Origin of the sequence: Daejeonella oryzae DSM 19973 (assembly GCF_000422945.1) — a bacterium.
Classification (GTDB): Bacteria; Bacteroidota; Bacteroidia; order Sphingobacteriales; family Sphingobacteriaceae; genus Daejeonella; species Daejeonella oryzae.
Window position 1 is genome coordinate 280311 of the sequence record NZ_AUHA01000003.1, and the last position, 19574, is coordinate 299884.

Sequence of the window (19574 nt, forward strand, 5' to 3'; positions counted from 1 at the left end):
ATCAGAATATATTAGAGTAAGAAAGTAATTACCCTAATTATACTGCCATTTAATATTAAACCTAAACCATATGAGAAAAATTCTATTTGCTGCTGTTTTACTGTCCCTTGGTATTTCCGGATTTGAGGCAGCGGCACAAAAAAGGTCTAAGAAAGGTTCTGCGCAAAATGCATCTGCTTCGAAAGCTCCGGATGCAGGAAAAGCAAAAGAAGCCACGCTTGCTGAAAAAGTAAAGTCGAGTAAACGGTCTGATGGATTACTTACCATTTACCAGGATACGCTTACAGGTTCTGTTCAGTTATACATCAGAAAAGATCAGCTGAATAAAGAATTCATTTATCAAAGTTTTTCAATAAGCGGGCCGACCAGCCTGTATTTGAATCAGAGTATGCACCGTTCAAATGCGGTATTTAAAATAGTGAAAGCTTTTGATAAGCTTGAATTTCACCAGATAAATACCAATTTTTATTATGATCCGGAAAATGCGGTTAGCAAAACTGCCGGGGTGGATGTGCCAGAATCTGTAATATTATCTGAAAAATATTCGGTTGCAGATTCATCAGGCTATCTTATCAATGCCGACGCCCTTTTCCTTAGCGAAAAAATGGATCCGGTAAAACCTCTGGCACCAATTGGAATTCCGCCAACTTCTTTTTTTAATCTAGGTACCTTAAATGCATCCAAATCCAAATATCATAAAGTAAAATCATTCCCTGATAATACAGATATTCAGGTCGACCTGGCGTATGACAATCCGGCTCCTTATAACGGGGGAGGAAAAGATATTACTGATGCCCGATATATCCGCGTTCGGATGCAGCACAGTTTTATTGACATGCCCGATAATAATTTCAGGCCCCGGTTAGACGATCCAAGAATTGGATATTTTACTCAGGAAATAAATAACCTGACCAGTGTAGACGCGGTTAATTACAGGGATTTTATTAACCGCTGGCATCTGGTAAAAAAGGATCCGGCAGCTGCCTTAAGTGAACCTGTTGAGCCAATTGTTTGGTGGATAGAAAATACCACCCCTGTAGAATTCCGCCAGACCATAAAGGAAGCCGGAGAAAAATGGAACGAAGCCTTTGAAAAAGCAGGTTTCAAAAATGCCATCATCATGAAAATTATGCCCGATCAGGTGGATTGGGATCCAAGTGATATCCGCTACAATGTTATCCGATGGGTATCATCTGCAACTCCGCAATACGGCGCTATCGGCCCAAGTTTTGTGAACCCAAAAACAGGCCAGATACTTGGATCGGATATTACTGTAGAATGGTATAGCGGCAATGCAACGCCCATTATCGATGAACTTTTCAGCGCTCCATCTTCCGAACAACTTACTTTTCCGGGAATTAAATATAATGCAACCTGCACATTGGCGCATGAATTAAAGGCCCAGTACTCTGCCGGTTTAACTACGCTTGAAACAAGTGATGCATCGGTTATTGAAATCAAAAAAATGCACAAGCAGTTTTTATATTATCTGATGTTGCATGAAATGGGTCATACGTTTGGTCTGAACCATAACATGAAATCAAGCCAAATGTTAAAACTATCAGAACTGAATAACACAGAAATTACTCATAAAAGAGGCTTGATGGGAAGTGTAATGGATTATCCTGCCATTAATATCAGTCTTGACAGAAGCAAACAAGGAGATTATTATACCAGCAAACCCGGACCATATGATTTGTGGGCTATTGAGTTTGGCTACAAACCCGTTACAGCGTCTGAGGAAGATAATTTCCGTAAAAAGATATTAAGCCGCAGCACCGAACCAGATCTGGTTTTTGGAAATGATGCGGATGATATGCGTGCTCCCGGTAAAGCTATTGACCCGAGAGTAAACGTAAATGATATGAGCAGCGATGCAATTGGCTATGCTCAGGAAAGGTTTGCCCTGGTGAATTCCATCATTCCTAAATTAAAAGATAAATACAGCAAGGAGGGAAGAGGTTACGTGGAACTAAAATCAAGGTACAACACCCTTAACGGACAGCGTATGGGAATGATTAATGCAGTAAGCCGTTATGTTGGTGGAGTGTATGTTGACAGGAGTTTTGTTGGGCAGAATGCAGTTAGTAAACCTTTTACCCCGGTTCCGCTGGCAACTCAAAAAAGAGCAATTGAGGTGCTGAACAAAAACGTTTTCTCACCCGATGCTTTTAAAGAAGATGCGTATCTGTTGCCTTATCTTCAAAGTCAGCGCCGCGGGTTCAATTTTATGGGAGATACAGAAGATCCCAAATTAAGTATGATTTACAATCAGTTGGGCAGCTCTGCTTTACTTCATATTCTTCATCCGGCCACTACCCAGCGTATCACAAACAGCAGAATGTATGGAAATCAGTATAGTCTTTCTGATGTTATGAGCGACTTAAGTAAAGGAATATTTGATGCAGATATGAAAGGGAATGTAAACACTTACCGACAGTATTTACAAACCTCTTATGTAAAACAGCTTGCCATGCTTGCGGATTCTAAATCTCCTTCGGACGAGGTTTCGAAAGCGGCCGCACGCTATGCATTAAAAAATGTAAAAAGCCGGATGGCAGCAAGCTTTTCTTCAAATGAAGAAACCAAAGCACACAGAAGCAACCTTGTTTATTTAGTTGATAATGCGCTCACAGTAAAATAAAATCTAATATCAGTTTCAAGTAAAGGCTATCTCAAAAGAGGTAGCCTTTCTTATTTAGAATCCGTACTAAGCCGCAAAATTTTTTCCATCTTAAGTCCCTTCGCCAGTTCATCAATTAACTTGTCTAAATATCTTACCTGTTGTGTCAATGGATTTTGGATTTCTTCAACCCGATAGCCGCAAATGACTCCGGTAATGAGATGAGCATTCGGATTTAGTACAGCATTCCGGAAGAATTTTTCAAACGTTGCATTTTCTTCAATAAGTTCTTGCAATGTTGCTTCATCATAACCAGTCAGCCACTCAATTACCTCATGCAATTCCTCCCTGGTTCTGTTTTTCTTAATAACTTTTGCCAGATAATGCGGATATACCGAGGCAAATGTCATTTTTGCAATACGCTCATTTTGTATGTCGCTGTTATTCATAGATGGTTTTTTTAATTGAAACCGATCGGTACTTTCTTAATTTTATTAAATATAAAAGGCACATATTAAATATCAAGTAAGCGTAATAATAATTCTGTCTTCAAACTTTTTTAGCCTCCGATCATTTATTATTCTTCGAACCGCAGGATGAAATCAATACCTGCTAGTTAAAAGTAAAAATAAACAAGATTAATGGAGATTATAACTAAGAAGCGCATCGCTATTTTAGGCGGAGGTCCTGCCGGACTATTCATGTTTAAAAGATTGGTAGAAAGCAACAGAAAAGACCTCACGATACATGTTTTTGAAAGAAAGAAACAGCTTGGTGCTGGAATGCCTTACAGTGAGGAAGGTGCAAACCAGGAGCATATTACCAATGTATCCGGTAACGAAATCCCCGACCTGGTTAGTCCCGTGTCTGAGTGGATCGAAACCGTGCCGAAAGAAACGCTGAGCCGGTATGCTATAGATCCGGAGAACTTCAATGATTACAAGGTGCTGCCACGCTTATTGTTTGGACAATATTTATCCGCACAATTTGAATTAATTGTTAATAAGGCAGAAAAGGACGGTATGGATGTTGAAGTTTTTCGTGGTGTTGAAGTAACAGATTTGGTAGATTTGCCTAAGTACGAAAAAGTGATGGTGATGACGGATGCCAACGATAAACCGGAATACGATCATGTGATTATCTGTACGGGCCATAACTGGCCTCACAAAGTAGAGGGCTCTGTATCCGGATATTTTGATTCACCATACCCGCCGGCAAAACTTGCTTTCAAAACAAATGATGCTGTAGCAATTCGCGGCTCATCACTTACCGCCATTGATGCCATCCGAACTCTATCCCGTGCAAACGGAACATTTACCAGGGAAAATGGGCGGCTCATCTTTAAAAATTCAGAAGACTGCCCAAATTTTAAGATGATTATGTTTTCTGCAAGCGGCATGTTGCCCGCCATCCGATTTCATCTGGAAGATTCGCATTTGCAAAAAGATGCGGTATTGAGCAAAGCGGAAGTGGATCAGAACAGATTGCAGAACGAAGGTTTTCTTTCTCTGGATTATGTTTTTGAAAAGAATTTCAAGGAAATGTTCAGGGAAAAAGAACCAGCTTTCTATGAACAGATCAAGGACATGAAAATGGAAGATTTTGTTGCTGCGATGATGGATTTGCGGGAACGTCTGGAACCTTTTCAATTGTTTAAAGCCGAATACACACAGGCAGAAAAATCTATCAAACGCAAAGAATCTATTTACTGGAAAGAAATGCTGGCAGTGCTCAGCTTCGCCATGAATTACCCGGCGAAATATTTTTCTGCCGAAGACATGATGCGTTTGCGCAAAGACCTGATGCCGCTGATTTCCATAGTGATTGCTTTTGTTCCGCAGGGATCTGCTGAAGAAATGCTTGCATTGTATGATGCCGGCATACTTGAATTGGTTAAGGTTGATATCGAAAGCAAAGTATTGCCTCAGAGTGAGGGAGGAATAATCTATCAGTATAATGACGAACAGGATCAACCGCAGTCCCCATATTTTAAAACCTTTGTGGATTGTATCGGACAACCGGCTCTTTCATTTCAAGATTTCCCTTTTAAAAGCCTAGTTCAAGATCAACGGATTAGTTCTGCGAAATTAAAGTTCAGAGATCCCGCTGTTGCCATGAGCGAAATGAAGAATGGAAATGAGAAAGTGGAAACCAATGGCACAGAAAATTATTACCTGGATGTGCCGGGAATTGCAATCAATGATAATTTCCAGGTAGTTGATGCGTACGGCGCTTTTAATGAGCGTATTTATATTATGGCTGTTCCGTATATCGGTGGCTACAACCCCGATTACTCAGGACTGGATTTCGGTGAGGCTGCGTCTGCCGCTATTATCGAAAGTCTGGTTTAGCAGTTTATATTATTTGTAGGATGGATAAATTAAATCACGAGAACACAGATCTTAAACTGTACATGATTCTATTGGGATCAAAAGCGCCGGGCAGGAATGTAGAGCAGCATGATTATTTCTTTGGAATCGCCACCGGTTTGGCCGGGCTTCTTCCGCAAATTAAATCATTCTGGCCGGAAGCCGGAAAGAGTATTCATATTGATGGATGGAGAGAAGTAACCGTAGTTGATGGTTATAGCATCAACGTGGTTTTAAAATCTGAAACTGAAAATTTATCGGCAAAAAAATTGTTTTTCATCAATCTGGGCGGATATCAGTCCGGTAAATTAGAAGAACAGCATTATACGGTATTAACCGTTCAGGATGACCGCTTGCCTGCCATACAGTCGGCCAAGAAAACCATCTTTTTCAAAACACATTCTGTAGAATCTGTGAAAGGGGCAAACTCTCATATAGACGAAAAATATGGCATTGACGTAGACGATATCTATAGAATTGAAGATATTTTATCGCCTGAGCAAAAAGAAAAATATCATCTGCAAATTACCTCTTCCGAAAATCTGAAAGAAGATCATGTTCATTTAGGCTATCTCACACTGGATAAACTTGCCAGGCTTAAAGACCGGAATTAAGTTCGAAATAAGACTATATACAAGAAAGAAGTAATTGTTTAGAAGCCGGGATGATGGACATCCCGGTTTCTTATATTTTATAACAGGGATTCTAAAAAAACATTCCGCCTGCCAATCGAACCTATTGGCGTCTTTGCTCAGTAGGTTCTGGTTGTGGAAATAGTGCCTGTGCTCCGGAAGTAACTTTGTCGCTTATAGCCACCTCATCCAGGCTTAAAGCTTGGGGACTGGCGAGACCCGCATGTTTTTCTTCATTTGCATCAACTGAAATATCTTCTGCAAAAATTGTTTCTTCTGAACTGTGTATAGCTCTTTGATACGCTTCCTCATCAAACTCCTTTTCGCTTTTAGCGATAACAATGGTTGCCACCCCATTGCCGATTAAATTAGTAATTGATCTTGCTTCTGACATAAACCGGTCAACGCCAAGAAGAATTGCGACGTTTTCAATCGGCATAATCTTCATAGAAACCAAGGTTGTACTCAAAACAATGAATCCGCTACCAGTTACGCCTGCGGCACCCTTAGAGGTCAGCATTAAAACACCCATGGCAGTAAGCTGCTGGCCAATAGTGAGGTCAATTTGAAATACCTGCGCCAGAAAGATCAAGGCCATAGAGAGATAAATCGAAGTTCCGTCAAGGTTGAAAGAATATCCGGTAGGAATAACCAACCCTACAACCGATTTAGAGCATCCAATACGTTCCATTTTTTGCATCATACTTGGCAATACGGATTCAGAAGAAGATGTTCCTAGTACCACCAGGATCTCCTGACGGATGAACTTTAGATATTGCCATAAGCTAAACTTATATATGTAACAAATAAAGTTTAGGATCCCAAAAATGAACAGAAAGCAGGTCAGATAGACTGCTCCCATAATCTTGCCCATCGGTATAAGTGTGTCCAAACCGTAGTTTCCTATGGTAAAAGCCATTCCTCCAAAGGCGCCAAGTGGAGCCAATTTCATGATGAACTTCATCATGTTGAAAATCACCTGAGATATCCGATCGAAGGTAGCCAATAGTGGTGCGCCAGCTTCCCCCATTTTACTCAATCCGAAACCGAAAAGTATAGCGAAAAATAAGATCTGAAGGATATCTCCCTCTGTAAAAGACTGAAAAATATTATGCGGAATGATATGAGAAATAAATTCTATCCAGTTCATTTCCGCCGCGGGAGTCTGAGCAAGGGGAGGAGCGCTGCTTGTAAGGGGGGTTACACCTTTTCCTGGCTGAAGCAGATTAGCAACCACCAAACCAATAAAAAGTGCAATGGTGGTTACAACCTCAAAATATAATAAGGCCCGTCCGCCAACGCGGCCTACTTTTTTCATATCGCCCATCCGGGCTATTCCCAGTACAATAGTGAAGAAGATAATAGGAGCGATTAACATGCTGATCATGTTAATAAAGGTTTTGCTAATGATACGGGCTGTGGGAGCAAAGACCGGAAAAAAAACACCAACGAGAATCCCCAATATAATGGCAAGAATTACCTGAAAGGTTAAGTTTTGATAAATTTTATTCATTCTGTTTACTATTACAGTGTCTTGAAGCTGTAAAATAATAGACAGATTAGCAAGCCCTAAGGCTGCTAATCTGTACTGGATTTATGGTTAGTCTTAAAGACTTACTTGCCCAAAGAAATTAAATTGGTGAATATCCGATATGCCCCCGGAACACCGGCAGGTAATTGTCGGAACCAGGAAAATCCGGTGTAAATAAAATTTCCTTTTCCATGTTTAGCAATCAGTAATCCTCCATTCAACTGCGACTCTCCAGCATCGCCTGAGGCTACTATAGCCTGGTATTCTTTGCTCCACTCGTTCGGGTAGTATAGGCCCCGCTCCTGAACCCAGCCGTCGAAATCTGCTTTTGTAATCTTGTTTGGTATATTTAATACCGCATGTTCCGGCATTAATAAAGTGACGCCTGAACCCTCCACTGTAACTCGTTCGCGGGAGATTTTAAAAGGATAAGGACCCGGGTTGAGAACCTTCAAACCGTTATTGGTATTATATTGTACGATCAGGTTTCCACCTTCTTTTACATAATCCATTAGCCTTTCGTGAAAAAAGCCAATCCGATCGACTGTATTATAGGCACGAACTCCTAGTATTACCGCATCATATTTCTTGAGGCTTTCCTGGTTTATATCCCCATCTTTTAATAAGGTGACTTCATATCCGATTTGTTCCAATGAACCCGGCAATTCGTCACCGGCTCCCATCAAATATCCAATTTTCTCACCTTTTTTATTCAAGTCTAATTTAACCGCTTTCGCTGACGAAGCCGGGAATGAAACCTGTGCCGGAAAATGGTCGTATTTGATGGTATTTAAACCATTGCTGTAAGTTTTTCCGTCAATGGTTATCTCCGCTTGCATTTCTGCTTCATGAGATTTTGAAGGAGGCGAAACCATAAATTTAAAAGTCTCTTCTAATCCCTCTGATGTCATATTAAACGGGAAAGAAGCAGGTTCAACTTTCCATTGATCTGGTAGTTTCAACTCCAGCTTGCCAGTAGCATTCTCTTTTCCGGATCTCATTACAACGCTTACCTGTTTGGGCGTTCCATTTGCAAACATGTAAACCTTTTCTTGAATGTTGGCAAATGCCGGAGGAGTTATAATAAAGGGCTGATATATTTCTCCATTTACAGGATGATTATACTTGTAAACTACCGGAACGGTATATTTAAAAGGTATTCCCCCAACTGTTAAGTTTATTGTTACATTAGCCGCAGGCCTGTTTTCTGGTAATCCAACATCTTCCTGTTTGTCGATGAAAAACAAGCCAAGCGAATCGGGTCTTTTAAGCCAATACGGCTGGGAATAATCCGCATTTTTTGGCACCTGAACCGTGCTAAGAAATTTCTTTCCGGTATTATTTTCAAGAGGGCTATTTACAATTGAATCCCCTTTGAAAGGATAGACAATTGAAGTAATGGTTATTGGAACAGCCGAGCGGTTTATAGCTTCTATCTGCACTTTAACAAGTTCGCCGGGAGTTGCAGCAAAATTGCTTGCAGTCGCTTCCAGATAAAGACCAGATGCATCTTTGATTACGGTTTCAATCTCTTGTAATTTTGATTTTTTCCAAAAACTATCCTGAAGTTTTAACAGCTCAGTTCTTGCCAGTAAAAGGTCGGCAACGACTTTGGATGGCTCTGCACCGTTGTAACCTGCGATAGCTTTGTTTATAGCAAGCTGTACCTTTGCGCTGCCTTTTAGTCTGGACCAGTTTGTATTTACGCCTTCAAAAAGGTCGGTTTTTGCCGAATCTCCCAATGTGTGCTGAAAGTAATCCATGTATGCACCGCGACTCCCTGTAGAGCCAAATCCCTGGCTTTTATGCATGCTCCGGCTTTCTGCCGAGATCTCGCCGTAGGATTTTCCCAATAAAGGATTAAAAGCACCCACATCTACTTTCAGCAGGGTTTTAGCCACCTTATCAAATTCTTTTGGATCTCTGAAGGCCCATGAACTTAAGTTCCATAACAAACGTTTCGCCTGCCAAACCTCCACATATTTAAGTTGTTCAGGAAATCGTTTAGGATCAGCGGCTGCAGTAAATGCATCTTCTGCAAGTATTGAAGAGACACTATGCTGGCCATGCCCTGCACGTGAATCTTTTGGAAACCGGGTTACGATAACATCCGGTTTAAAATTTCGAATTACCCATACCACATCCGCGAGAAGCGTTTCTCTGTTCCATATACTGAAAACTTCTTCGGGGTTTTTAGAAAACCCAAAGTCATTAGCACGAGTGAAAAATTGGCGGCCACCATCAGTTCTTCTTGCCTGAAGAAGCTCCTGAGTACGAATAACCCCTAATCCTTCACGAATTTCGGGACCAATGAGGTTTTGACCTCCGTCCCCTCTAGTGAGCGATAAATAAGCTGTGTTATATAGTTTATGATTAGCCATGTATGAGATCATGGTGGTGTTTTCATCATCCGGATGAGCTCCAATATGTAGAAGACTTCCCAGAACATTTAGCTTTTTAAGGTCCTGTAATATTTTCCCCGATGCTGGTTTAATTGGCGCCTGCGCATTTGCACTACTTTTAATCAGAACCAAGGTTAAAGAGAAGGAAAGAGTTAGTGTTAAAAATCGAAGAAGTTTCATAAGGATTTATAATAACGGATAGGCGGCCAGGCCCTTATCCGTATAGGTATCATTTATCTGTTTTATCAAAAAAGTGCCACCGGACGGTACATTTTATAATGTTCCATAGCTAAAATCAGCCGGTGGCTATTTACCGGCTAATTTTAGATTACAGATTAGTTTATTGAGGATTCTGAGTATAGGAAGTGTTAATATCCAGCTCTCGCTGGGGTATCAGGAATAATAATCTTGCATTCTTTCCCTGAGCTGCCATAAGCTCTTTAGCTTTTCCAAACCGGAGTAAGTCAGGCCAGCGATGGTTTTCAAATGCCAGTTCAACTCGTCTTTCACGAAGCAATTTATCATCAAAAGTGCCTGGCGTTAAGGAGCTTATTGGTCCTAAACCTGCCCTTGTACGTACCTGATTAATAAGACCATACGCCTCATCAGATTCGCCAACTGCTTCAGCAAGCATTAATAGAACATCTGCATATCGTAAGACGATAAAATTATAATCGGCATCTCCTTCGTTATAAGCGGTTGTAGTGCCATATTTTAAAATGAAGCGGCCTGCATTCAGCGGACCATTTAAAGGATTCATTGATGCTGCAAGACGTTTGTCATTGGGTTCGTATGCAGCTTCCATTTCCGGAGTTGGCCGATTCTTATATCCACCGGTGGATTGAATCAACAAAGCAGAGAAATTATTTGTGAACGCATTTCCGGTATTGGTACCCCCACCTTTAAACTGAACTTCGAAGATCGATTCTGCATTGTTTTCATTAGCCAGGCCCCAGAGACTACCATAATTTGGTAAGAGTGAGTAGCCATAGCTACCAATTATTCTGCGTAGTACCGTGGCAGCCGAAGTTTTATCGCCACTTGTTAAATAAATTTTAGCAAGCAGGGTTGCAGCAGCTCCTTTTGTTGCTCTTCCAACGTCAGACCCCGTGTATCGTAAGGGAAGAATCGTTTCAGCTTGCACCAAATCGGTGATCAGCTGCTTATAGATATCAGCTGCAGGTGTTTGTGGATACGTTCTGCCCTCAGCCACTGATATTTCAGAAATAACCAAGGGAACTCTGCCGAAATTAACAGCCAGGTTGTAATAGTAAAGTGAGCGTAAGAACAAAGCTTCGCCTTTTATACGGTTCTTAAGTGCCTCATCCATAGTTACTCCGTCAATTCTGCTGATAACCAAGTTAGCCCTGCTGATTCCGACATAGCTGTCGAGATAAGCTGCAGTAATTAATTCTGCGGTCGCAGCATTTTCATTGAAATTGTCGATGATGTTCATATTGGCACCTAAACCTGTATTATCAGCACCACCATCTGTATTATCAGAACGCATTTCGTTCAGTATCCAGTAGCTTTGATTATAAGTTCCGGTTAGATGTAAGCCTTTATAAGCTGCATTTACCGCTGTAATCATATCGCTTCCATCTCTGTAAAATTCATTCACGTTCCTTTGTGAGATTGGACTTAAATCTGTAAAATCGTCACTGCATGCGCTTAAAATGGAGGAAAGCACGATTGCAAAAGCTATTTTCTTATTCATCTTTTTGTTATTAGATCTACCTAAAAGTTGCATTTATTCCAAAAGTGAAGTTTCTTGATAATGGATAAGCACCATAATCTTCGCCTTGTACACCCGTAGATGTTGATTGATTGTTAACTTCCGGATTGTAGCCAACATAATTCGTGTTAGTAAATAGGTTAGTCCCTGAAATATAGGCTCTCATTGCTGGGAAGAATCTGCTTACAAGTTTTTCAGGAAATGTGTATGCCACCGTCACATTTCTCAGGCGCAAGTAAGAAGCATCTTCCACCTGGTAACTTGATGGGCGGTTATTGAAACCATGCAGATCACTAAGCCGGTCGGCACGAGGAACACTTCCATTACCTGGTTGAGATGGCGAAACCCATCGATCATTTAGGGTGGTAAATGAGTTCACGTTTGCTTCTCCATTAGCCAAATGTCTTCTGGTTAAGTTCAAAACTTCTGATCCCTGAACGCCCTGAATTAGAAAGCTCAGTTCAACTTTTTTATAACTGAATCGGTTTGTGATACCGTAAGTGAAATCTGGTTGATAATTACCGATTACAGTTCGGTCATTATTATCTATCACACCATCTCCGTTTACATCTTTAAATCTAAAATCACCTGGCGCAGGTTTGGGAGCCAACTTATCAACCGGAGCGTTCGCTATTTCTTGCTGAGTTTGATATATACCTTCCACAACATGACCATAATAACTTCCAATAGGCTCACCTATTCTGGTGATGTGACGAATACCTGCACCACCACTGCTTAGAATTGGATCGCCGGTGAGACCAAGTTTTAAAACCTTGTTTTTATTAGCAGAGAAATTGACATCCGTGCTCCAGGTAAATTTGCCCTCAAGGGTGTTGCTGGTTATTGAAGCTTCGAAGCCTTTGTTTTCAACTTCACCAATATTCTGAAGCGGATTCGAATTTCCAAATCCAACAGCAGCCGGAACCTGAACGTTAAGAAGTAAATCAGAAGTTACTTTCCTGTAATAATCGAACGATGCATAGATTCTGTTTTGCATAAATCCTATATCCAAACCAATATCTGTCTGCGTATTCTTTTCCCAGGTTAAGTTTGGATTGCTGGGAGTGGAGGGGGCAATGCCGTTTGAAACCACATTCCCGAACACATAGTTAAAAGGGTTTAAAAGCCCTATAGATGCGTAATTAGGAATTAAGAAGTTACCTGTCTTTCCCCAGCTTGCTCTTAATTTCAAATCATTCATAAAGCTCAAGCCTTTCATGAAATTTTCGTCTGAAATTCTCCAACCCGCGGAAACGGAAGGGAAATACCCAATCTTGTTTCCTTCACCGAAGCGTGATGCCCGGTCAGAACGAATTGTAGCTGTCAGAAGGTATTTTCCTTTGAAAGAGTAGTTCATCCGGCTCAGATATGATACCAACGACCATTCTTCTTCAGAAGCAGTACCGCCAGTAACTTGTCCGCCGCTCACGGTCTGAACAAGGTCATCAGGAAAGTTCTCTGCCTGCACCTGGTTCATTCGAATTTTGTCTTTTTGAAATGTGTATCCCCCCAATATGGAAAATTCATGGTTTCCTAAAGACTTATCGTAATTCAATGTATTTTCTACAAGCCAGTTTGTTTCCAGAGAGGTATTAGACTGGCCGAACGGTACACCTACAGTTGCATTTCTGTCTAAAAATGCTCTCTCACGGTAATAATTTTTATTGTAATTATTGATATCTGTACCGGCCATTAGTCTGTACTTTAAGCCGGGTAAAAATGAATATTCGGCGAAAGTATTGGCAAAAGTTCTGAACTGGGAAAGATTGTCGTTAATGTGCTTTACAACCGCCAGAGGATTACTGGAAGCAGTCATGTTCGCTGCTCTTCCTTCCGGAGTATTCAGATGCGACTGGTTGTTGGTTTGGTTTATTGAACCATCAGGCAGGTAAGGGCTAACCGTTGGTGAATGTACCAGCGCAGTATAGACTGCCCCCGGAGGATCCGCGAAATAAGGAGCACTTGTTGAACCGCGAGACTGATCTGTGAAAGAAGGGTTAAGGCTGAAACCGAGTTTCAGGTTTTTTATAGGATCCGATTCCAGGTTTACACGGAAGCTGTACCTTTTAAAACCAGTACTTCCCACAATACCTCCCTGGTTGAAATAATTTCCTGACACATAATAGCCCAGTTTTTCGGATCCACCTGAAAGTGAAAGATTGTAATTTTGGACCGAGGCAGGTTGATATAATACGTCCTGCCAATCAGTATCAACCCCAGTAGGGTTTAAAAAGTCTGTTGGAATTTGGTAACTGGTATTGGTTGATCTGGCAAATCTAGTATTGTTATTATCACTAATGCTGGCGTTCGGGAAATCCTGAATATAGGCGTTGTTTTTGGCTTCAATTACGTATTTAGTTAGCTCAGCAGAATTCATCAGGGACACCTTATTGGCGAGCGTTTGAACGCCATAGTAAGAATCAAAGCCTACTACAGGAGTTCCATCCCTTTTACCTTTTTTGGTAGTGATGATGATTACTCCGTTAGATCCTCTGGATCCGTAAATTGCCGCTGCCGCCGCATCTTTCAACACTTCTACCGACTGAATATCCCCTGCACTGATTGTACCGAGTGGATTGGATGGAGCTGGGCGAAAAGCAACTGTCCTTCTGGCTACATCTCCCTGCACACCAGATTCAACGTTTTTTGATATTGGAAAGCCGTCAACGACATACAAAGGCTCATTACCAGCCGAAATCGATCCAATACCACGGACCCGAATGGTTGTTGCTGCGCCTGGTTCACCACTGGGTTCCTGTACCTGTACGCCTGCAAGCTGACCCTGAATTGCGTTTTCAAAACTGGTAACCGCGATATCTTTAATGCTTTTTGACGTAACGGACGCGATAGAACCGGTCAAATTTCTTTTTTGCTGTGTGCCATAACCGACAACCACAACCTCTGTCAGGCTTTTCTGATCTGCAACTAGCTTAACGTTTACTACACTTGCCCCGGTCAGCTGAACTTCTTTGGTTACATACCCTATATACGAGAACACAAGTGTGCCGCTGCCGGGAATCTGCAGGACATATTTACCATCTGCGTTAGAGGCTGTACTGATGGTTGTACCTTTTAAATTTACAGATACTCCGGGAAGTGTTTCTCCACTGGTCGCGTCTGTTATGATGCCGCTGATCTGCTGTTGCTCACTTTTAGAAGAAGGCTTTTCGAGGGATGGATTTGAGCCTTCATCTTTGATAGTTTTCGATTTTATATCAATGTTATTAGAGTTTTTAGATGCAGCCGGAATTTCATTCTTATCGTTACTATTGATAATGTAAAATTCATTTGAAATTTTCTTGAATTTGAAATTGGTGGATTCCAGGAGCCTGGTCAGCGTTGCTTCCAGGCCTTCCCTAATTGATGCATCGGCAGGTACGGATACCTTTTCAATCAGTTTGCTATTAAACATGATAGAAACTTTGTGGATTTCCTCAAGTTCTTTTAATACATCCTTTAAAAGCTTGTTTTGAGTGCGGTCTTTTTCTGCATATCCACCGGAAACAGCTCCCCGGTAGGCAAATGATTGTGCATTACTAAATGCCTGGGAAAACCCAAAAATTAATAGAATGATTAGCAAGCGTATAAATCTTTTCATTTTAAGAGTGTTAGGTTAATAATGAAGATGTTTAGATGAAATAATTAATGTGTCCCCTTTTTTAATAAGTTCAAGGTCAAAAATTTCAGAAAGGCCCTTAATTAACATGTCAATGTTTTGGGTAGGGGCTGATCCGGATACTTTCATATTCAGAAGTTGCGGGTCTTGTGTTTTTACATGTAATCCATATGTATCGTTAATTATTTGAGCGATTTCTCTAAGCGAAGTTTTATCAAATATCAATCTGGAAGTCCTCCAGGATGAGTGAACTTGTGGGTCTACAACTTTTTTAATAAGCATATTGGTGTTGCTTTTGTATTCGATGAGATCCCCCGGCTTCATGATAAAACTTTCATCTTTGTTGTCCTTTTGCTCATCGGGTGTGAATCTGATTTTACCGGAGTTTAAGATCACTTTTGTTCCCTCACCTCTGGTAAAAACATTAAACTCGGTCCCTAAAACCTCTACTGAAGAGCGATTCGCGGTTTTTACGAAAAATTTCTGATCAGATTTGGTGTGGCGGACTGAAAAATAGGCTTCACCTTTTAATGTCACAGAGCGATCTCCGCTTCCGAAACCGCTTTTGCGATAGCTTAATGTAGAATTACCATTTAAAGTTACTTCCGAACTATCAGGAAGAAATAGAGTTTGTGTTTGCCCGTATTGGGTGGTGTAACTAACCTCCTTAAAATAATTATTCATAAAGACAGCCCCACCGATAGACAAAAACAAAAGAATGGCTGCCGCCGCAACCAAATGCTTGTATCTAACTGATCTTACCGGTAAAATATCGCGATCCTCGAGAAGTGGTTCTAACTTGTTCCATGCTGCATCCACTCGCTCCCGATCACTCTTGTGTTTTCTATTCATTTTATCTTTTGATACTTCCTTTTGATTAAGACATCATCCGGATTGATTTGTACTGTTTAATTTGATTTTATTTTTTTCTGCGGGAAGATTTATCTGCGGCCGATTCCTGCAGCATTATTTTTCTTGTTTTCTGCTTCTGACTGATTAAGCCAAAAAACCAGATAAGGTATGTTATATATGTGAGTCCAGCCGAAGATTCGCAAGCCATTAGTAATTTTCCATATAGCTTCACCCCGAGAGCTTTCAGTATCCTCCGGCATATGACTCACCTTTTCTAGCGCCACAGCAAAATCTTTTTGAGTTTTGAAGCTGGCTGGCAACTGGGGGAGAGGGTCTGTATATAAATTTTTCGCCCTTTCCGTGGCTTCTGTTAAATAGTTAGGATCTCTTGTAAACTCATATCCAATCAAAAGGCTGGGAATTGAAGCCATATATGACTCCATCTTATGGTTCAATGACGGGTTATCCAGCTGCCATTTTGCATGCCTTATCAAAGCATTTTTTACTTGCTGGTCCCCTGTGATTTGATAATATTTATAAAGACCTTGTGAAATATATACTTGTGAGTATCCATATCTTTCAATAATCAGGCTGCCTCCCTGTTCACTTTCCTTCTGCAGTTCAAGCAATATGGAAACCCGGTCCCTTAATTCGTCCAGATACTTCTGTTTTTTATTGGCATCATAGATCTCAGTGAGATTCCAAATTGAAAGGTAAAGCCGACGACCTCTGAGATCATGCTCACCAAATTCTCTTCGCAAGTAGAAATCCCCGGTTTGTTCAGCTATATCAAGTCCACGGTGATTACCCGCTAAGTAATACGAGGCAATCCAGCCGGGCACCCAAACATGGGCGCTCAATAAAGATGTGTAATGCTGGGCGGCATGCCTGCGTCCCATTCCTAAATACGGAGTTGCCTTAATGGGTGGCGAATCTTTCGAATCAAAAAAATCTTTGGAGCTGTTTGTGTTCCCACTATAGACCGGGAAACCAGGCCAGTGAATATTGTCAACGTCCATTGTATGCTGACTGGCGGCCCATCCCGATAGAAAATATTCCCGGTTTCCTGTCCTCATAAATTCCAGCCACCACATAAAATCATTGCCAGGTTCATTATTCGTCCAGGTGCTCCACTCGCGGTTTCTATAATAGGTTTGATAATCTCCATAGTCAAGCATACCGTACCAGGGTTCCCATTTTTGGTTGAATTGCATCCATGCAAATTTGTAATCTAAACCCCGTTCAAGTTTTCCATGGTACGCGTCTTTGGGAGCGAAAGAACCATAAACCTTGCTGTCAGCATACCATTGGGGAGGCGCATGACTGACAGGCGGAACCATAAAATATTTGAAATTGTTAATGAATACCTCGTCTTCAATACCTGCTTTATTAAACTGGTAAATAATTTCGGTAGTTTTTGCCAGGCCCTGGGCAAAATTGCCAATCATTTCGCTATCAACCGATCCGTTGGCCCGTGCGAAACTCATAGGCGAAACATTCGGCGACCAGATATAGCTAAAAATCCGGGAGCTATCTCCATGAATAGCCAGTTCCTTGGGATATTCTTCAAAAAAGTTGCGGATACCTACTCCAATACTCCATTTTTTATCTGATGTCTGAATCCATCCTGACATTCGTTCTTTCTCGATTGCATTCTCGCCCGTAATACTGATTGTCCCTTTAAATCCTGTGATCTGTTTTTCATCTGTAGAATTTGAAAAAGGTGGAATTCTGCTAATATTCTCCGCTGTCTGAAGTACCGAAACATTTGCGGAGGGATTTAAAATTGTCTGGAAAATTTGTTCTTTTTCTGGATCAGACCATATGCCATTAAAATAACCTGATTTGAATGTTTTTTCACCCTTGAGATGATATTTCAGCATAAGCCCTGCTTTAGCAATCTGGTCGTTCGGCTTTGTCCATCCAGGGTCGTCCTTCAGGGTTTTCTCATCTATAATTTCAGAATTCTGGGTGGCTATTGATCCATATTCACCCTTGGGTTTTGTATGCTGATCCGGCTCTCCTGTATATACCATGGAATGAAGAACCCGAACATAGGATTTGCCGGCATATGCATGAATCCGAATAACAAAGGGAGACGGATTATTGTCTTTTCTACTATACTTATAAATGCCCTCTACCTTTATGATAGCATGCAATGGGCCTGAACCCTTTTCTACTGTTGTATTTACAATCTGAGCTGTAGACAGATCAATTCCCGCCTGATCAATAATGTCGAGAAAGGATCCCCGGCCTTTATCAGATTCGGCAATAAGATCGTTTTTGTCAAATCCGTCACCATCCATGTCGAGTTCTACAAAATCAAGGAAGCTTCCTCCGGATCTACTGATAGAAAATTGAAGTGGGCCCGTATTCACCCGCACTCTACCCCCAGGGCGGGTGTTGTTCTCAACGGTTACCCTTGTGCCAGCAAAGTTCTTCCGCTGTACATCCTTGCCAAATTCTAATGTGTACTGATCTTTATCATCAGAAAAGAAAAAAACCCAAATCCACATAACGCTTTCTGAAAGCGGGGCCCAGGTGTTCACGATGGTAATTTGGGAAGGGATTTCCTGTCCCTTGCTGTTCAATACTCGCAGCTGATCTGAGTTTTTTAATTTATTTACTGGAAATGGAATGCCCAATAGCTGAGGTGATCCCGCTATATTTTGTTTCACTAACAGAGGTACACTTTCGACAGCATATATTGCGGTGGTATAACCTGAGAAAAGGATTACAAGGCCGACATTGACCGCGATGATTAAAAAATAGCTTTTCATTTATTTTTTATTGGCAGAGAACAAAAGGTGAGGGTGGAAGCCGTATTAGTCCGGCACAGACATTACTCTTCCAGTCCCGCACATACATGCGGGATAGGGTTACATTAAATACAAACTATCAATTGTTATTTCTGAAGCATCGGGAAAAGCCGCCTTATTTCGGCCTCAGAAGGCTGAGCTCCGTATTCAGTAATCTCGAAAGACTCTGCAAATTTTACGTTCGCAGCCCCTTCCTTTCCATACCATTTTTCAAGCCCTTTGCGCTGTTCCGGACTAATTTGTCGGTTTACCCATTTTTCTTTCAACCACTTTTTGCGCAGCTCAGGATCTTTAGGTACATCATCAATATTGCCGGCATTGCCAATCCAGGGTAGCCACTCGTACATTTGAGATGTGTGTTCGTTTAATCCATTCACTTTCTTATCAATGGACTTGTCAATAGCTACCACAATATCATGACTGAATGGATTTGGTTTTTTAAAATTATCCTGCATATACAGAAATACGGGATTCTTTTTTAGCGCCGGCACATCTGAAGCTACATTAGGTACGGCTACCATGTAAGATGCATCTTCTACTGCTTTGCCCGCATTGCGGTGGTCGGGGTGATAATCATTTGGGCGAAGGCCAAGAACAATATCGGCTTTCCAGTTTCTGATCTCCCGAATCACCTGTAATCTTACATTCAAATCCGGCATCAGTTCACCATCGTGGTTATTAAGAACGGTGTATTCTTCAATTCCATATTGTTTCGCTGCTCTTTGAGCTTCTTCTCTACGACGTTTTCCTAAGACGCCTCCGCCTTCTGCATAATGCCCGGCGTCGCCGTTGGTTAGTGAAACGAACTTTACAGCTGCGCCCATTTCCGCTAAAAGCGTTGCGGTTCCACCCATCTTTGAATCTGCATCATCGGGATGAGCAAAAATGGCGATCACCCGGATTCTTTCCTTTTGCTGCCCATAAGAATTAAATGAGAACTGCAAGGCGCCCAGGATAAGAAGGGCTACAATAAATGAATTTTTCATTATGGTAAA

At 41.3% G+C, this 19574-nt stretch carries 11 protein-coding genes; 3 read left to right on the forward strand and 8 right to left on the reverse strand.

The annotated features are described in order from the left end of the window. Positions 1-70: 70 nt before the first annotated feature. A complete protein-coding gene (locus tag G521_RS0108780; protein ID WP_026898201.1) occupies positions 71-2644 on the forward strand; it encodes a zinc-dependent metalloprotease in 2574 nt (857 codons plus the stop codon). Between the two features lie 50 nt (positions 2645-2694). On the opposite strand, the gene G521_RS0108785 is transcribed toward G521_RS0108780, so the two are convergent. Beyond that, positions 2695-3072 (reverse strand): DUF2200 domain-containing protein, encoded by a 378-nt coding sequence (locus G521_RS0108785; RefSeq protein ID WP_036678787.1) that lies wholly within the window; start codon positions 3070-3072, stop codon positions 2695-2697. 192 nt (positions 3073-3264) lie between these two features. Here G521_RS0108785 and G521_RS0108790 point away from each other — a divergent pair, with 192 nt between their 5' ends. Next, positions 3265-4974, forward strand: coding sequence for an FAD/NAD(P)-binding protein (locus tag G521_RS0108790; protein ID WP_026898203.1), 1710 nt, complete (start codon positions 3265-3267; stop codon positions 4972-4974). 20 nt (positions 4975-4994) lie between these two features. Then, positions 4995-5606: a DUF1543 domain-containing protein gene (locus tag G521_RS0108795; RefSeq protein WP_026898204.1), complete on the forward strand. Its 612-nt coding sequence runs from the start codon at positions 4995-4997 to the stop codon at positions 5604-5606. 121 nt (positions 5607-5727) lie between these two features. Here G521_RS0108795 and dctA read toward each other — a convergent pair whose 3' ends face one another. From dctA to G521_RS0108830, 7 genes are all read right to left on the reverse strand, one after another. Continuing rightward, complete coding sequence (gene dctA / locus G521_RS16825) at positions 5728-7137, reverse strand: C4-dicarboxylate transporter DctA (RefSeq protein ID WP_081675042.1); 1410 nt, start codon at positions 7135-7137, stop codon at positions 5728-5730. Positions 7138-7238: 101 nt separating this feature from the next. Continuing rightward, the gene (locus G521_RS0108805; protein ID WP_026898205.1) at positions 7239-9737 is read right to left on the reverse strand and encodes a PIG-L family deacetylase; all 2499 of its coding nucleotides are present in this window, start codon (positions 9735-9737) and stop codon (positions 7239-7241) included. Positions 9738-9897: 160 nt separating this feature from the next. Then, complete coding sequence (locus G521_RS0108810) at positions 9898-11274, reverse strand: RagB/SusD family nutrient uptake outer membrane protein (protein ID WP_026898206.1); 1377 nt, start codon at positions 11272-11274, stop codon at positions 9898-9900. 16 nt (positions 11275-11290) lie between these two features. After that, a complete protein-coding gene (locus G521_RS0108815; RefSeq protein WP_026898207.1) occupies positions 11291-14890 on the reverse strand; it encodes a SusC/RagA family TonB-linked outer membrane protein in 3600 nt (1199 codons plus the stop codon). A 15-nt stretch (positions 14891-14905) separates the two neighbouring features. Then, positions 14906-15760, reverse strand: coding sequence for a FecR family protein (locus G521_RS0108820; RefSeq protein WP_081675043.1), 855 nt, complete (start codon positions 15758-15760; stop codon positions 14906-14908). A gap of 89 nt (positions 15761-15849) precedes the next feature. Continuing rightward, positions 15850-18540: an exo-rhamnogalacturonan lyase family protein gene (locus tag G521_RS16830; protein WP_220096056.1), complete on the reverse strand. Its 2691-nt coding sequence runs from the start codon at positions 18538-18540 to the stop codon at positions 15850-15852. A 125-nt stretch (positions 18541-18665) separates the two neighbouring features. Next, positions 18666-19565, reverse strand: a complete 900-nt coding sequence (locus G521_RS0108830) for a PIG-L deacetylase family protein (RefSeq protein WP_026898209.1) — start codon at positions 19563-19565, stop codon at positions 18666-18668. Positions 19566-19574: the final 9 nt, after the last annotated feature.

Excerpts from the sequence above, each read along its gene's own strand:
- dctA (WP_081675042.1), bottom strand. The coding sequence starts at position 7,137 with ATGAATAAAATTTATCAAAACTTAACCTTTCAGGTAATTCTTGCCATT.
- G521_RS0108780 (WP_026898201.1), top strand. The coding sequence starts at position 71 with ATGAGAAAAATTCTATTTGCTGCTGTTTTACTGTCCCTTGGTATTTCC.
- G521_RS0108795 (WP_026898204.1), top strand. The coding sequence starts at position 4,995 with ATGGATAAATTAAATCACGAGAACACAGATCTTAAACTGTACATGATT.
- G521_RS16830 (WP_220096056.1), bottom strand. The coding sequence starts at position 18,540 with ATGAAAAGCTATTTTTTAATCATCGCGGTCAATGTCGGCCTTGTAATC.
- G521_RS0108820 (WP_081675043.1), bottom strand. The coding sequence starts at position 15,760 with ATGAATAGAAAACACAAGAGTGATCGGGAGCGAGTGGATGCAGCATGG.
- G521_RS0108830 (WP_026898209.1), bottom strand. The coding sequence starts at position 19,565 with ATGAAAAATTCATTTATTGTAGCCCTTCTTATCCTGGGCGCCTTGCAG.
- G521_RS0108815 (WP_026898207.1), bottom strand. The coding sequence starts at position 14,890 with ATGAAAAGATTTATACGCTTGCTAATCATTCTATTAATTTTTGGGTTT.
- G521_RS0108805 (WP_026898205.1), bottom strand. The coding sequence starts at position 9,737 with ATGAAACTTCTTCGATTTTTAACACTAACTCTTTCCTTCTCTTTAACC.
- G521_RS0108810 (WP_026898206.1), bottom strand. The coding sequence starts at position 11,274 with ATGAATAAGAAAATAGCTTTTGCAATCGTGCTTTCCTCCATTTTAAGC.
- G521_RS0108790 (WP_026898203.1), top strand. The coding sequence starts at position 3,265 with ATGGAGATTATAACTAAGAAGCGCATCGCTATTTTAGGCGGAGGTCCT.
- G521_RS0108785 (WP_036678787.1), bottom strand. The coding sequence starts at position 3,072 with ATGAATAACAGCGACATACAAAATGAGCGTATTGCAAAAATGACATTT.